This is a genomic window from Alistipes montrealensis (assembly GCF_018362775.1).
In the GTDB taxonomy this organism is placed as follows: domain Bacteria; phylum Bacteroidota; class Bacteroidia; order Bacteroidales; family Rikenellaceae; genus Alistipes; species Alistipes montrealensis.
Map to the genome: position 1 here is coordinate 152716 of NZ_JAGYXY010000004.1, position 14879 is coordinate 167594.

Annotated in this window: 18 protein-coding genes; 9 read left to right on the forward strand and 9 right to left on the reverse strand. The window is 59.4% G+C overall.

All coding sequences use genetic code 11. The features are described from left to right. The first annotated feature begins 109 nt into the window (after positions 1 to 109). The 5 genes from KG007_RS09655 to KG007_RS09675 all read left to right on the forward strand — a co-directional run bounded on the left by KG007_RS09655 (position 110) and on the right by KG007_RS09675 (position 3783). Positions 110 to 787 (forward strand): response regulator transcription factor, encoded by a 678-nt coding sequence (locus KG007_RS09655; RefSeq protein WP_195461074.1) that lies wholly within the window; start codon positions 110 to 112, stop codon positions 785 to 787. Beyond that, positions 784 to 2073: a sensor histidine kinase gene (locus KG007_RS09660; RefSeq protein ID WP_213348499.1), complete on the forward strand. Its 1290-nt coding sequence runs from the start codon at positions 784 to 786 to the stop codon at positions 2071 to 2073. The genes KG007_RS09655 and KG007_RS09660 overlap by 4 nt, the downstream gene beginning before the upstream one ends. 83 nt (positions 2074 to 2156) lie before the next feature. Then, complete coding sequence (locus KG007_RS09665) at positions 2157 to 2600, forward strand: PepSY-like domain-containing protein (RefSeq protein ID WP_195461076.1); 444 nt, start codon at positions 2157 to 2159, stop codon at positions 2598 to 2600. A 188-nt stretch (positions 2601 to 2788) separates the two neighbouring features. Beyond that, positions 2789 to 3313 (forward strand): ferritin, encoded by a 525-nt coding sequence (locus KG007_RS09670; RefSeq protein ID WP_213348501.1) that lies wholly within the window; start codon positions 2789 to 2791, stop codon positions 3311 to 3313. Positions 3314 to 3444: 131 nt separating this feature from the next. Then, positions 3445 to 3783, forward strand: coding sequence for a TIGR04076 family protein (locus KG007_RS09675; RefSeq protein ID WP_213348503.1), 339 nt, complete (start codon positions 3445 to 3447; stop codon positions 3781 to 3783). 4 nt (positions 3784 to 3787) lie between these two features. On the opposite strand, the gene KG007_RS09680 is transcribed toward KG007_RS09675, so the two are convergent. Genes KG007_RS09680 through KG007_RS09695 form a run of 4 tightly spaced genes read right to left on the reverse strand, consistent with a single transcriptional unit; the run spans position 3788 to position 5740 of the window. Next, positions 3788 to 4513: a DUF5131 family protein gene (locus KG007_RS09680; protein WP_213348505.1), complete on the reverse strand. Its 726-nt coding sequence runs from the start codon at positions 4511 to 4513 to the stop codon at positions 3788 to 3790. 2 nt (positions 4514 to 4515) lie between these two features. Further along, positions 4516 to 4962, reverse strand: a complete 447-nt coding sequence (locus KG007_RS09685) for a GNAT family N-acetyltransferase (RefSeq protein WP_195461079.1) — start codon at positions 4960 to 4962, stop codon at positions 4516 to 4518. 1 nt (position 4963) lies between these two features. Next, a complete protein-coding gene (locus tag KG007_RS09690) occupies positions 4964 to 5422 on the reverse strand; it encodes a YqaA family protein (protein WP_195461080.1) in 459 nt (152 codons plus the stop codon). Positions 5423 to 5479: 57 nt separating this feature from the next. Next, positions 5480 to 5740 carry a DUF6582 domain-containing protein gene (locus tag KG007_RS09695; RefSeq protein WP_195461081.1) on the reverse strand — a complete coding sequence of 87 codons (261 nt, stop codon included), beginning with the start codon at positions 5738 to 5740 and terminating at the stop codon, positions 5480 to 5482. Between the two features lie 325 nt (positions 5741 to 6065). Here KG007_RS09695 and KG007_RS09700 point away from each other — a divergent pair, with 325 nt between their 5' ends. Continuing rightward, positions 6066 to 7403, forward strand: coding sequence for an LruC domain-containing protein (locus tag KG007_RS09700; protein WP_213348507.1), 1338 nt, complete (start codon positions 6066 to 6068; stop codon positions 7401 to 7403). A 68-nt stretch (positions 7404 to 7471) separates the two neighbouring features. Here KG007_RS09700 and KG007_RS09705 read toward each other — a convergent pair whose 3' ends face one another. From KG007_RS09705 to KG007_RS09715, 3 genes are read right to left on the reverse strand one after another with little or no spacing between them, the layout of a single operon-like run. Beyond that, positions 7472 to 7882 (reverse strand): secondary thiamine-phosphate synthase enzyme YjbQ, encoded by a 411-nt coding sequence (locus KG007_RS09705; RefSeq protein ID WP_195461083.1) that lies wholly within the window; start codon positions 7880 to 7882, stop codon positions 7472 to 7474. A gap of 19 nt (positions 7883 to 7901) precedes the next feature. Beyond that, positions 7902 to 8327 (reverse strand): DoxX family protein, encoded by a 426-nt coding sequence (locus KG007_RS09710; protein ID WP_213348509.1) that lies wholly within the window; start codon positions 8325 to 8327, stop codon positions 7902 to 7904. 18 nt (positions 8328 to 8345) lie between these two features. Further along, positions 8346 to 8741, reverse strand: coding sequence for an HsmA family protein (locus KG007_RS09715; protein ID WP_213348511.1), 396 nt, complete (start codon positions 8739 to 8741; stop codon positions 8346 to 8348). 122 nt (positions 8742 to 8863) lie between these two features. On the opposite strand from KG007_RS09715, the gene KG007_RS09720 reads away from it, so the two are divergent. The 3 genes from KG007_RS09720 to KG007_RS09730 are packed head-to-tail and all read left to right on the forward strand — an operon-like array spanning position 8864 to position 10592. Further along, positions 8864 to 9424 (forward strand): Crp/Fnr family transcriptional regulator, encoded by a 561-nt coding sequence (locus KG007_RS09720; RefSeq protein ID WP_213348513.1) that lies wholly within the window; start codon positions 8864 to 8866, stop codon positions 9422 to 9424. Between the two features lie 53 nt (positions 9425 to 9477). Continuing rightward, positions 9478 to 10197, forward strand: a complete 720-nt coding sequence (locus tag KG007_RS09725; protein ID WP_213348515.1) for an SDR family NAD(P)-dependent oxidoreductase — start codon at positions 9478 to 9480, stop codon at positions 10195 to 10197. A 2-nt stretch (positions 10198 to 10199) separates the two neighbouring features. After that, the gene (locus tag KG007_RS09730; RefSeq protein ID WP_195461088.1) at positions 10200 to 10592 is read left to right on the forward strand and encodes a hypothetical protein; all 393 of its coding nucleotides are present in this window, start codon (positions 10200 to 10202) and stop codon (positions 10590 to 10592) included. A gap of 5 nt (positions 10593 to 10597) precedes the next feature. On the opposite strand, the gene KG007_RS09735 is transcribed toward KG007_RS09730, so the two are convergent. Then, the gene (locus KG007_RS09735) at positions 10598 to 11638 is read right to left on the reverse strand and encodes a nucleoid-associated protein (protein WP_213348517.1); all 1041 of its coding nucleotides are present in this window, start codon (positions 11636 to 11638) and stop codon (positions 10598 to 10600) included. A 117-nt stretch (positions 11639 to 11755) separates the two neighbouring features. After that, on the reverse strand, positions 11756 to 14866 hold the full coding sequence (locus KG007_RS09740) for a glycoside hydrolase family 2 TIM barrel-domain containing protein (protein ID WP_213348519.1): 3111 nt from the start codon (positions 14864 to 14866) through the stop codon (positions 11756 to 11758). Between the last annotated feature and the right edge of the window lie 13 nt (positions 14867 to 14879).

A 14879-nucleotide genomic window follows, 5' to 3' on the forward strand; every position in this document is an offset into this window, starting at 1 on the left:
TTCCTTTCGGATTCCGGCCGTAATTTTGCCCGCCTGAGAGGCGGGTTTTAAGAGGCGATGACATGTCGGAGCGTTTCGAAGGAACCCGGCCGGGAAATAGGACTATTTTATGAAAATACTCATCATCGAAGACGAACCCTCCCTGCGGGAGATTATGGCCCGGACCCTTGTCCGGGAGCATTACGTCGTCGAGCAGGCGGCCGATTACGCAGCTGCGCTCGACAAGATCGCTGCGTACGACTACGACTGTATCCTGTTGGATATCATGCTGCCCGGCGGGAGCGGACTGCGGCTGCTCGAAGAGCTGAAAACGCGGCGTAACCGTGCCGGGGTAATTATCATTTCGGCCCGCGATTCGCTCGACGACAAAATCGAAGGGCTGGAACTCGGGGCCGACGATTACCTTCCCAAGCCGTTCCACCTGGCGGAGCTGAGCGCCCGTATCCGCAGCGTCCTGCGCCGCAACCAACGCGAAGGGCAGGAGAGCCTCGATGCGGGCAACGTGCGCCTGTGGCCCGACAGCCGCCGGGTCGAGGTGGCAGGCCGCGAAGTCGAATTGCTGCGCAAGGAGTACGACATCCTCCTCTATTTTATGAATCGTCCGAACCATACGGTCGACAAAACCGCACTGGCCGAAGGGGTCTGGGGCGATCATATCGACCAGGCCGACAATTTCGATTTCGTCTATGCGCAGATGAAAAACCTGCGCCGCAAGCTCCACGACGCGGGCGCCGATATCGAGATCCGTGCTGTCTATGGTTTCGGCTATAAACTCGTACAGCCGTGAAACTGGTCTACCGCATCCTGCTGCACCTTTCCTGGGCGTTGTCGCTGCTGCTGGCGGCATGGGCCGTGCTGTTCTACTTTACGCTGGTTGACGAGATCAACGACGAGGTGGACGATGCGCTCGAAGCCCGCGCCGAGGTGATCGTCAAACGGGTCCTCGCCGGGCGGGAGCTCCCCGAGCCGGCCGCCGAGGGCAATAACGGCTATTTCCTGCACGACGTGTCGGCCGAATACGCCGCCGCACAGTACCATGAACGCTATTCGGACGAAGAGATTTTCATTCCCGAACGCGACGACGAAGAGCCGGCCCGCGTGTTGCGCAAGGTTTTTCGCGACGGCGCGGGACAATGGCGCGAACTGACGGTGATGACCCCGACGATCGAAAAAGACGACCTTCGGGAGTCGATTCTTTACTGGATGGTTTGCCTTTACCTGTTCCTGCTGCTGATGATCCTGCTGGTTACGGTCGTCGTGCTCTACCGGACGATGCGGCCCCTTTATGCCCTGCTGCGATGGTTGGACGGCTATACCGTGGGGGCGCAGAACGCGCCGCTGACAGTCGAAACCTCCGTTACGGAGTTCCGGCGGCTGAACGACGCCGCGCGGCGCTATGCCGAGCGCGCCGAGTCGTCGTTCGAGCGGCAGAAACAGTTTATCGGCAACGCCTCGCACGAGATGCAGACTCCGCTGGCGGTATGCCGCAACCGGCTGGAGATGCTGGTCGACGATGCACAGTCGCTCACGGAGGAGCAGTTGGGCGAGATCGCCAAGGTGCAGCGGACGCTGGACTACCTCGTGCGGCTCAACCGCTCGCTGCTGCTGCTGTCGAAGATCGACAACGGTCAGTTCCCCGAGGCCGAAGAGGTCGACATGAACGCGCTGGTGCGCCGTACGGCCGAGGATATGGAGGAGATTTACGCCTACCGCAACATGCGTTTCACGCTTGCGGAACAGGGGCGGCTTACGGTCCGGATGAATCCGTCGCTGGCCGGGAGCGTGGTTGCCAATCTCGTGAAAAACGCTTTTGTCCATGGCGACGAGGGCGGCGAAGTGACGGTGGATATTACCCCGCAGCGCTTTACGGTTTGCAACAGCGGAGCCGGCAGCCCGCTCGATGCCGGGCATATCTTCGACCGGTTCTACCAGGGGGCGAAGAAGGAGGGTTCGACGGGGCTGGGCCTTGCCGTGGTCGATGCCGTTTGCCGGCTCTACGGCCTGAAGGTTGCCTACTCCTATATGGATAAGCGGCATTGCTTCACGATCGATTTCCGGACAGCGAAAAAATAATTGCAGAAAATAGGATTTTTCAGATTCGTTTCAGTTTCGGGCCGCATCTTTGCACTATGAAACTTAATTAAAAGATTACGATTATGAAAAAGCTCACGATTCTTCTCGCTTCCCTGGCTATCATGGCCTCTTCGGTTCCCGCTTTTGCCGGTAAAGACCGGATGATTACTGTCAACGAACTTCCTGCCGTGTCGCAGCAGTTTGTCAAGACGCACTTCACGGGCGTTGATGTCTCCTACGCCAAGGTTGACGAGGAGTTGTTCAGCAAGGATTACAAGGTGGTCTTCGTCAACGGTGCAAAGGTCGAGTTCGCCAAGGACGGACAGTGGACGGAGGTCGACTGCAAGTACGGCGAAGTTCCTGCGGCGATCGTTCCGCAGGAGATCCGCAACTACGTTGCCAAGAACTTCGCCGGCCGCAAGATCGTCTCGATCGACCGTGACACGCGCGACTACGAGGTAAAACTCGACAATGGCCTCGACCTGAAATTCGACCTGAAATTCCGCTTGATCGAGATCGACGACTGATCCGCATCCGATTGACTTCCAGCAACGACGCACGACCCATCGGGCCGTGCGTCGTCTTGTAGGCAGATATAATCAGGCGTTATTTATGTATAAAATAATATGATAGCTATTTTGATACAAATCACGAAAAACTATTGTATATTTGTATCACAAACGATCACAAACCGCAAACTTAAAACAATACCGTTATGTTAAGCACGAAATTACACGAAGCGATGAACGCGCAGATCAATGCCGAGCTCTGGTCGGCTTATCTCTATCTTTCGATGTCGATGGACGCCGAAGCCAAAGGGCTGAAAGGCGTTGCCAATTGGTTTTACGTTCAGTTCCAGGAGGAGCAGGACCACGCGCGCATCTTCATGAACTATATCCTTTCGCGCGATGCCGAAGTGAAGCTGCTTCCCATCGAGGAGGTGCGTAACAAGTGGGCTTCGCCGCTGGAAATGTTCCAGGATACGCTGAAGCACGAGAAGGAGGTTACGGCCATGATCAATAACCTGGCCGCCATTGCCGCCGGGGACAAGGACTACGCTTCGTCGAACATGCTCGTCTGGTTCGTCGACGAGCAGGTCGAGGAGGAGGAGTCGGCACGCGACATGATCACCGCCTGCGAGGCTGTCGAGGGCAACAAGTTCGGGCTCTACATGCTCGACAAGGAGCTGGCCGCCCGCACCTATACACAGGCTTCGCCCCTGGCGAACGCTAACGCCTAAATAAAAGTTTTTGTCATAGTTATTTTCAGAGGGTCCGGCTTCCGCGAGGAGGCCGGGCTTTCGTATTTTCGGGGCTCCGGGATTTTGCAGGGTCCGGTTTTCTGTTATCTTTGCCCTAAAATCCTGTTGGTATGAAACGCTGTAAAATCACGATCCTCAAAACCATGCTCAACGAAGAGCTCGCCAAAGAGTACGCCGCTCCCGGATTCGACCGCTGCCCGATGATGCGCGAAGGACAAGTCTTCTATGCCGATTACGCCAAGCCGGAAGGGTTCTGCGACGAGGCCTGGAAGGCGGTCTACCAGTATGTGTTCGCGCTGTCGCACGGCGCGGGCAGGTTCTATTACGGGGACTGGATCGACAAGGAGGGCGTGGCGATCTGTTCGTGTAACGACGGATTGCGGCCCGTGATCATGAAGATCGAACGCACCGACGAGGAGTCGACGATCGCTTACGATCCGGTGCGCTGACGCTTCAGCGTTTCGGATTGTAGTCGATGCCCGCTTTGCGGGCCTGCGCGTGCTGGTAGCAGCGGCGGATGCGGTAGAGGCGTCCGTCCTTGACCAGCCGTGCCCCGGTCTGGTGGAACCAGAAGGAAATGCCTGCGGCGACGCTCTGTTCGCGCAGCCCGAGCACCCATGCGTAGTCGCACGGCCGGGCTTCGTTGCCCGATTCGCCCCCGGCCGCGACCTCTTCGATGGCAGGTGAAAGGTAACGGGCGATGTCGAGCGGCCCCAGCAGCGGGGCGCAGATGACGATCCGGTGGCGGACCGGGGTTTTCAGGAACAGCGGCAGCCGGTAGTCGGCCATCGCCTGGTTCTCGACCGTGCAGCCGATGACGACGTTTTCATAACCGTCGCCCCAGTCGGGCGGCAGCACGGCCGCCAGCCGGTCGATGCGTTTGGTGAAGAAGATGAACCGCAGGTCGCTGCGCATGCGCATCATCTCCCATGCGTCGACACGCCACGCGTCGGCCTCTTCCAGGAGGAAATCCGACGTAAAACAGGTATAGACGGTCTCTCCCGCGGGGACTTTGAAACGTCCGTCGCGGCTGCGGCGGATCGGGAGGTTGAACGCCGCCGTCTGCCGCACTTCGCGGCTGTCCTTGTCGTGTTGTCCGTCCTGCCGGTAAACATAACAGTTGCGGCAGCCTTCACTGATCTTGCGGCATCCGTGCCAGGGATTCCATGAAACGGACATGGCTACATGAACTCCATGCGTAATCGGACCATGTGGCGGCATTCTACGCCGTTCTCGAAGATGGGGGCGGGGCTGTGTTTGCGGAAATAGTCTTCGTCGATGCCGCAGCGGACGAATCCGCAGCGTTCGTAGAGGGCGATTTGCCCGAAACCCGAATCGCCTGTGCCGATTTCGAGAAGGCGGAATCCCGCACTTCGGGCCGTTTCGGCGGCGTGGCGGAGCATCGCCGTGGCGATGCCCTGCCGTTGGCGGTCGGGCGCGACGGCAATGTTCACGACCTCGGCCGTGAAAGGCCGTGTATGGATCAATACATATTGTCCGACGATCCGCCCGTTGTCATAGGCGGCATAGCATGTTCCGCGGCCGATGTAATCAGCCACCGAGGCTTCCACTTCGTCGGCCAGCAGCAGCAGTTCCCGCGAGGGTGTTTCCGTTTTGCGGATTTCCATATCAGAAAAGGGATAGGGCGCCCTGGAAGGTCGCCAATACGACAATGTAACGCACGGTCTTGCCTGCGAGCATCGCGCCGCTCGTCAGCCACACGTTGCTGCGCATCAGGCCCAGCATGATGGCGATGGCTTCGCCGATGGTGGGCAGGAAGGCGAAGAAGGCCATCAGCGCTCCGCGTCCGGCGAGGAACTTCCGGGCCCGGGCCAACTGGCGCGTCGAAACGCCGAGCTTGGTGATCCATTCGGTTTTGCCCAGCGTTCCGATCCAATAGCAGGTCATGCCGCCCAGCGTGTTGCCCAGCGCGGCCGCGACGATACACCACACAGGGTCGAGGCCCATGCCTACGAGTACCACCATCACCGCTTCGGAACTGAACGGCAGGACGCTCCCGGCGATGAGCGCCGAGAGGAAGAGGCCCCAGTAGCCCCAGTCGATAAGAAATTGGGTGATCGCTTCCATACGTGTCCGGTCGGGCCCTTTTGCAGGCCCTCCGGACAAAGATAGCGATTTTTTCGGTTACACCCGCTCCCCGGCCCAGCCACGGACTGTGCGGCTGCGGACTTCGACGCCGAATTCATCGGCCCGGGCGAGAATGCGGCGGGCGAGGGCGGCTTTTTTGTCGTCGGGCGCGTAGCGGAAATAGGCTTCCGCCGCACGGACGTGCGCTGCGTCGACGAGCGGAAATTCGCGGGTCTCGGGGATTCCGAACGCCGAGGCAGGCAGTTCGTGGCGTTCTTCGGCGGTGAGCCGGTCGGATGAGGCGGTTTTTGCGGTCATGGTATTCGTTTTTTATCCAAAACGGCAAAATCCGGGCCAGCGGAATTTAGAAATCCGCTAAAAATATATCCATTTCAGCCCGTCTTCGTGGTTTTTGTCCGAATGACCTTTGGAGGCTTCCGGGGGCCTATTTTGCAGAAAATTTGAAGAATAAATTGAAAATATGCTCCTTTTTTTGGGGCGTAGCAGAATAATTGCTTATATTTGTGCGAGCTAAAAAGTGTTGCTTTTGGGCGAAAACCGATAGATAGGCGCGGGGGAAAGAAGTTGAAAGATAAGCCTGTCCGCGGTAGGACTTAATAATGGATGCTTAACATTACGCATGATGAAAAAACTTTTCCTGTTCTGTGCTTTGATTACCGCAGCCCTGTTCTGGGCATGCACCAGTGACGATAACGTCGTTCCGGAAGGCCCGGGCAACAAGCCCGAAGAGCCTGTTGTGACTCCCGAAGAGCCTGTTGTGACTCCCGTAGTGCCCGCTGGTTTCGGCTGGTCGACCGAGGCGAATGTAAACCTGACGCTCGAGTCGCCCGTGGAGACCAGTGTCTCGGTCTATTCGGAGGAGGACTGCAAGGAAAATTCGCTGCTCGTGGAGCATGCATACCTGGCGTCGGGCGAGGCCCGTACGTTTACGATGGCTGTTCCCGCAGGCGCTGAAAAATTGTATGTGAAATATCCTGCCGCATCGGGTTCCGACGGTGTCGTTGCACTTGCCGTGAATTCGGTGAACGGCGAGGACGATGTAGACTACAAATTCCCGGTCGACGCTGTCCATTCGGTCTACCAGAAGGTCGATAACTACCAATACTACTACAATTCGGGCGTTATCATGGTCGAGGACATGTGGCCCGACTTCGCCGCATCGGACGCCGACTTCAACGACCTGGTGGTGGAGTACGACCTCAAAACGGTCGAGTGCACCACGCCGGCCCTGCTCCCCGCACACGGATATAAGGAGGGACTTATCGTTACGCTCGACATTCGCGGCGTAGGCAGCAGCCACACCAAAAAGGCCGGCCTGCAACTGGATTTCGACACGTCGCTTATCAAGGATGTGGAGACCATCGTTTATAAGAAAGAGGGACAGGGCGTCATGACCCCGATCACCGACAACAGTTTCACCATCGAGGTGGACAAGACCCGGCCCGACAAGGTGCTGATCCTGTTCGACGGACTGGACAACCTCGTCCAGGGCAAACACTACCAGACGACCCGGGGAGAAATCGAGGCGGGCAAGCCGATGATTCGCGCCTATGTTAAAATCTCGGGTGTGCCCGACCGTTCGAAACTTACCGGCGAAGAGAGCCGCAGGCAGGCGGAGGCCTTCCGTGACGTGACATCCTATCCTCAGAAGCACGACTTCTTCATGGTGCTCAAGTCGGCATACGGTTCGGCGGAGATTCACCAGAAAGGTTTTGCCCCGAGCTATCGTTACAAGAATTACGAGTCCGACAGCAAGGGCCTGATGTCGAGCGTGCCCTATTGCAGCAAGAACAACGATGTCTGGGTACTGCGCCTTCCCGTCGGCACGCCCCATGTTTACGACCGCGTGAGCATCTTCTCGGCTTATCCCGACCTCAAGGCGTGGATCGAAAGCAACGGCACGCAGAAACGCAGCTGGTATAAGAATTACGACCACGATCTGGTTCCGCGCTACTGGTAAGCGGACCGCAACGAATCATAAAGCCTGCATCTTTCGGTGCAGGCTTTTTTTGTCGGTCGGCCGGGCGGCTATCCGATGACGGTCGCTACGATCCGGCGGCCCGAAGCTCTGTTGCGGAACTCGCAGAGGTAGATGCCCTGCCAGGTTCCCAGTCCGGGACGGCCCCCGATGATCGGGATGGTGAGGTCGACGCCCGTAAGGGTCGATTTGGCGTGTGCCGGCATGTCGTCGTCGCCTTCGACGGTGTGCGTGTAGTAACCTTCGCGCTCGCGGACCAGCCGGTCGAAAATCGCCGTGAGGTCGTGCTGCACGTCGGGATCGGCATTTTCATTGATCGAAAGTCCGGCCGAAGTGTGGCGGATGAAGAGGTGCAACAGGCCCGCCTCGGGCAGCGGCGGCAGGTTGCGCACGATTTCGTCTGTCACAAGATGAAAGCCCCGGCTTCGCGGGCGGAGCGTAAATTCGCGTTGAATTGCCATGCTGTCGGGATTTTCCGCCTCAGAGGCGACGTGCGATCAGGTTGTCGACGGCGTAGCGTCCCGGTCCCGCGATCCAGAGCAGCACGAATGCTGCGAGGTAGAGCATGGCCAGTTCCCGTACGGCAAACGGGTCGCCCTTGTGGACCGAGAAGAAGGCGATGCACATGGTGAAGATCATCGGGATCAGCGCCAGCCGATAGAGCGTTCCGGTGATGAATCCCAGTGAACAGATCACTTCGGCGAAGATCGCCAGCAGCAGCGACGTTTGGCTTCCGATGCCCAGCGGGTCGGGAAACGTCGTGCAGAGTGTGTCGAAGTTCTGCCATTTGGCGATACCGTGGGTCATCAGCAGTACGCCGAAGACGATGCGGGCCGCCAGCAGCAGCCACGAAGCCCCGGCGCCGGAGGGCGCTGCGGGAAAGAGGATTCGGAGGATTGCAGTCATATCATTCGTTTTTTGGGTTTAATGCATGGTCATGCCGATATATACGCCGATGCAGTAGGGAATCAGCCAGATGCACCAGACGGCGATGCTGAAGCGGCTGAAGCGGCGGCGCGCCCGTTCCGATCCCCGGAAATAGGTTGCAACGGCCCAGATGGCGTGGATGAGCATCAGTACGACGGCGATAGCCCCCGTGACGGTGTGGATGCGGTCGTGGGCGTGCGTCAGGCGTGCGATGTGCTCCATGAGCGTCGTTCCGGTGATGTCGGCCGCGATGCCCAGCAGGAAAAAGACTACATGCCACAGCCGCAGGCCGTGCTGGAGCCGTTCGCCCCACACCCCGACGGTGTAGAATACGAGTGCCGAGGAGATCACGGCGATAGCTGCTGTCAGCAGGTGGATTTCGACGGAATGCATGGCATTTTCTGTTTCGGATGCTCCTGCAAATATAATACCTTCGAGGGCTTTTGCAACAGCGGCGGCCCGACAATGTGCAGGCGGGTTTGGCGTTGCGCGCTCCTTGCGCTATCTTTGCAGGGATGAATTTCAACCGTTATATCCCGGAGTCGGAATTTTCCGAACTGGCGGATTTCATTCGCCGGGAAGGTGCTGTGCGGCATTTGGCCCGCGGCGAACGGCTTTCCGCACAGGGCTTCCGCATCCATCGCTGCGGGCTGGTCGTGCGTGGCGCATTCCGTTATGTACATGCCGCTGCCGCCGGGGAAGGACATGTCGTAGGGTATGCCTTTGCCGGGGAGTTCGTCGGCGACTATATTTCGATGTGCAACGGGACGCCCTCGCAGGTCATGATCGAAGCGATGTGCGATGCGGAAACCCTGCTGGTTCCGGGCGAACGGCTCGAAGCCTTTTACCGCACCGATGCCGCCCGCGAACGGTTGGGACGCACGTTTGCCCAGCATATGCTGGCCGAGGTCTACGAGCGTCTGCTGGACCGCTGTGCCGCTTCCCCGCAGCAGCGTTACAAGGCCTTGCTGGAACGCTGTCCGGACCTGCTGCAACTCGTTCCCCTGCGTGAACTGGCCTCCTACCTGGGAGTGCGTCCCGAGACCCTGAGCCGTATCCGCCGCCGGATTCTCTGATTTCTTGATCCGCGTCAAGCCTTTTTTCGTCCGAAGCCGTTAACTTTGGCGCTATGAAACGAGCGATTGTCATAGGGGCTACCTCCGGTATAGGCCGTGCGGTGGCCGAACGTCTTGCGGCACAAGGATACCGCGTCGGTGTGACCGGGAGGCGCGAAGCCTTGCTGGCGGAACTGGCTGCCTCGAATCCGGGCGGCTTCTGTTATGCCGCGGCCGATATTGCCGACCCTGCCGCATCCTGTGCGGCGCTGGAACGCCTTGTCTCCTGCCTGGGCGGCCTGGACCTGTGTGTGGTGTCCGCCGGGACGGGCGACCTGAATTCCGGACTGGACTATGCGCTGGAAGAACCGGCTTTGCGGACCAACGTCGTGGGCTGGACGGCGGCGGTCGACTGGGCTTATGGCCTGTTCGAGCGGCAGGGCTGCGGCCACCTGGTCGTCATCACGTCGGTCGGGGGCCTGCGCGGCGGCGGTGCGGCTCCGGCTTACAACGCCTCGAAAGCCTACCAGATCAACTATGCCGAAGGCCTGCGGCAGCGGGCGGCAAAATCCAGTCGGACGGTCTGTGTGACCGATATCCGCCCCGGATTCGTGGCAACGGCCATGGCCAAGGGCGAAGGATTGTTTTGGGTGATGCCCGTCGGTAAGGCCGCCGACCAGATCGTGCGGGCCATCCGCCGCCGCCGTCCGGTGGCGGTTGTCACACGGCGCTGGCGGCTGCTTGCCTGGGTGCTGAAACACCTGCCAGAGTGTATTTACCGCAAAATGGGTTAATTGTGAATTGCTGGTTCCTTGCGGCCGGAGCACTGCTCGTCGCCGCATTCTTCGTACATGTGTTTTCGGGCAATCGCTTCTATTCGGTGGCGCGGCCCGATGCGGCGACTGCCCGTCCGGGAGCGTATGAGGCGTGGCTGATGGGCCGCTGCGGGGTTCAGATGATCTCGGTGGACCTGTTCCTGGCTGCGGTATTCCTGCTCCTGCTGGGAACGGGCGTCCTGCCCCGCAATTCGGCGCTCGAACTCTTGCTGTTGCTCGTGTTCGGCGGCTGGAGCGTCTTCTGGCTGGTGTCGCTCCTCTGTGAAAAAGCCGGAGGACGTTATTACCTCCGGCTGTGCCACTGGGCGTTGTTTTTCGCGCTCTTCCTGCTCCTGCTCGCAGGAATCTGCTGACGCGCCTACTCCTCCTCTTCGTAGTAGACTTTATAGAACTTGCCCTTTTCGTCCTCGCCCTGTTCCAGCAGGTTGCGGTTGCCGTGGACGTAGATGTGGAAATTGCGGTCGAGCTTGATGACGCTTTTGTAAGACCGCGCCTGCTTCTTGACCGCCGAATCCGAAATGCCGAATTCATCCTCGATGCGGATGTCGCGGTCCTGTTCGTACTCCTGCTTGAAACGTGTGAAACTCTCCACGACCTCCGGCTGGCGGATCACCTTTTCCGAGAAGTCGTCCATCGAAAAACTGTCCTGCTCCTGGAAGTACTTCATCGTTTCGTTGAGCATCTCGGCCTGGTCGGCTTTCGAAACGTCGAACTCCTTCGACAGGTGTTTCGTGACGTATTTCTTGCACATGGCCAGCGTGTTGTGCGTATTGTGGTAGTTGTCCTGCCGCTGGCGTACGCGCAGGAAATCGTCGATCCAGTAGCGGGCTTCGGTGCGGTTGGTGTTGTCGACGATGCAGACCGCAAAACCCGCTTCGCGCTCGATGTTGAAGACGACGCACCCCTTGTCCAGCCGCTTGATGTCGATGCCCTCGCGGGCTGCGATGTGTACGCCTCCGGGCTCGTGCTCGACATCGAGGAACGTGTCGCGCGTCTCGGACTTGAACAGTCCCACGGCGTCGGTGCGTTCGCCGCCGAAACTGCAATCGGCGAAGTAGACTACGTAAAATTCGCCGCCCTTGATCTGCGGGTGCATGCCGCTTTCGTAGAGGTGCTTGGCGAGGCTCACCGAGTGCTCGTGGAGCGCCCCGGGATCGTCGAATATCTTGCAGACGAAATTCCAGACCTCGTTGCACGTGAGGTCGGTCTCGTGGTAGAGGTTGTAGCACTCTTCGGACTTGAACCCGTCCAGGAAATAGGCTGTGAGCGTACGCATCAGCCCCTCGTCGGCGACCTGTGCGGAGAGTTCGGGCGAGGCCATCAGCGGTTCGTCCTTCGATTTGTTGCCGACGACGTGTACGGCCAGCGCTTCGATGCGGGTATCTTCGGTATAGAGCATTGTTCGGATTGTTTAACGGACGACAAAGATGCGCATTTTTTGTCTCCCGGGCAAGTCCCGGAGCCAATAAAAAGGCCGGAACCCCTCGGGGCTCCGGCCTTGGTCGTGTACGACGGCCTATAAGCGGGTCGCAGGTGCGATCTTCACGCGGAAGGTGTAGTCGGCATAGGGAATCCGGTACTCGGGCAGCGGCAGTGCGCCCCACGAGTTGATGCACGCCAGTCCGTACTGTACCTTGTCGAGGCATACCGAAACACACTCCTGTTTTTCGACTTCGGGCGAATGCCCCTGGCGTTTTACGGCTCCTTCGTCGAGCGACTCCTGCGAATAATGGAGCGCCGAGGCCGAGAACGGAGCGTCGGAGGTCACTGTGAGCCCGCGTCCGCCGATGTCCGAGAGATGCCACCACCTCAGGTCGCTCTTCGTGCCGGTCTCCTGCGGGCGGATGTAGGGGTAGAACTGATCGTCGACGCTCTGGCGGTAGAGTCCCACGAAAGCCGACGATTTGCGGTCGGCGTAGTTCTCGCCCGGGCCGCGGCCGTAGTATTGCAGGCGGTCGAATCCGGCGGGCATTTCGAGGCGCATGCCGAAGCGGAACATGTCGGGGACCTCGACGCCCGTCGCAGCGTGCAGCGACTGGGCGATGGTGAGGGCTCCCGTGTTGTCGACGGCATATTCGATCTCCAGCGTAGCCTGTACCTGCGGCATTTCGTAGCCGGCTTTCACCGTCACCACGCCGCCGGCCTCCGAGTGGGTCAGCGTCTTGAGTTTCATCTCCGGCTGTTTCCAGACCGCCATTTTGTTTTGCAGCCCGGCGCCGAAATCGTTGTCGGTCGGTGCGCGCCAGAAGTTGGGACGCAGCGTCGAACCGTCGGCAAGGTAATCCATGCCGCGGACCTCGTAGCGGGTGATGAAGCCCGTGTGACGGTTGAAGTCGAGCCGTACGCCGTTGCCCGAGACGATCAGGAAATCGTTGTGGTTGTCCGCCGCAGTGAGGGCTTCCCCTTCGGGAACGGATTTCGCCGCAGGCGCCGCGAAGGCGTATTCGCGGATCGGCAACTGGGCGCGCGCTGCGATGTGGCCTGCGGGCAGGACGCCTTCGGCGGCTTTGAGTTTATAAGCCACGTCGAGCAGCAGTTCGCCTTCGGCGGGCAGTCTCGCCGGGTCGTAGGGGAGTACGATCCGGGCAGTCTGCTGCGGTGCGGCTTTCACTTCGGCGACAACGCCCCGTTGTACGGGAACTCCGTTGCACAGCACCTCCCAGTGGAGGTCGTAATTCGCGAGGTCGCGGAAGAAGTTCTCGTTGAGGACTTCGACGGCGTTTTTCTCCTTGTCGTCGGCCCATGTGGTCCAGATCGACTGGTAGTAGTAGCATACCTCTTCCATGTGGGGATTCGGAATCCGGTCGGGTCCGATCAGGCCGTTGTCGCAGAAGTTGAAATCAGAGGGATCGTACGGGTTCCAGTCGCCTCCGTAGCCGTAAACCGTCACGCCGCCGCGGCCCTTCTTGTGCAGCGACTGGTCCACGAAGTCCCAGATAAATCCGCCCTGGTAGCGGGGCTCGCGCCGGATCAGGTCCCAATACTCCTTGAATCCGCCCATCGAATTGCCCATGGCGTGGGCGTATTCGCACTGGATCAGCGGTTTCGAAGGATTCTCGGCGAGGTATTTCTCACACTGTTCGTAGCTCCAGTACATCGGGCAGATGATGTCGGTGTTGCGGCTGCCGGGCGAATAGACGGCCCGTTCGTGGTGGATCGGGCGTGTCGGGTCGTATTGCTTGATCCAGTCGTAGCAGGCGTCGAAGTTGGGACCGTCGCCCGCCTCGTTGCCCAGCGACCAGATGATCACCGACGGGTGGTTGATGCTGCGGATCACGTTGCGTTCGTTGCGTTCCAGGTGTGCCTTGGCATAGAGCGGGTTCTTGGCCAGCGTCTTTTCGCCGTAGCCCATGCCGTGCGATTCGATATTGGCCTCGGCGACCACGTAAATACCGTATTCATCGCAGAGCGAGTACCAACGGGCATCGTCGGGGTAGTGGCAGGTGCGCACGGCGTTGATGTTGTTCTCCTTCATGATGCGGATGTCCTGCAACATGCGTTCTTCGGAGACGTAATAGCCGTAGTCGGGATCCATTTCATGCCGGTTCGCGCCCTTGATCAGCACCGGTTGGCCGTTGACCAGCAACTGTCCGCCGGCGATTTTCACGTCGCGGAATCCGATCCGGAGCGGAATAACCTCGATCACTTCGCCCGCGGCCGAGCGGAGGGTGGCTGTCAGGTCGTAGAGCACGGGTGTCTCGGCGCTCCACAGCGCGATTTTCCCGGCGTCGAGCGTGCAGCGCTCCTCCTCTTTGGCGACGCGCAACTGCTGTGAGGCGACGCTGTGGCCCTCGGCATCGGTAAGCGTCAGTTCGACGCTGCACCCCCGCGCCTGCTTGGGGAAGGTGGTTTTAACCGTCACGGTTCCCGAAGCGTAGTCTTCCGACGGTACGGCGTTGACTTGGATGTCGGTGATCCGGCGTTTGTCGCGCGCATAGAGGTAACAGTCGCGGCCTACGCCCGAAAGACGGAAGAAATCCTGGTCTTCGAGGTAGGAGCCGTCGCACCAGCGGAAAACCTGGAATGCGATCAGGTTCTTGCCGGGTTTCACGTAGGGCGTGAGGTCGAACTCAGCCTCCAGTTTGCTGTCCTCGCTGTAACCCACATAACGGCCGTTGACCCAGAGGTAGATGTTCGAGGTCACCGAGCCGAAATGTGCGACGATCTGCTTGCCCGCCCATGCAGCCGGGATGTCGATCGTACGGCGGTAGGAACCCACGTGGTTTTGCTCGACGGGAACGTGCGGCGGATCGTTCTTGAACCAGCCCCTCCAGGCATATCCGACGTTGAGGTAGACCGGGTCGCCGTAACCGTTCAGTTCCCAGAGTCCCGGAACCTGCATGTCGTTCCAGCCTTTGTCGTTGAATCCGACCTGGAAAAAGTCCGTCGGACGCTGGTCGGCATTGCGCACCCAGTTGAATTTCCAGTTTCCGTTCAGCGTAACGAACCGTTCCGAGCGGGTTTTGTCACCGGCCTGTGCCGCCACGGGCGATTCATAGGCAAAGTAGGCGGCGTGCATCGGCATCCGGTTCACGGCATTCACACCGGCATCCTGCCATTCGTTGTTTTGCGCGCCCGCCGTCAGCGCAGTCGCTACGGCCAGCCAGCATAAGAGGGTTTTCTTCATCGGTTATTTTGTT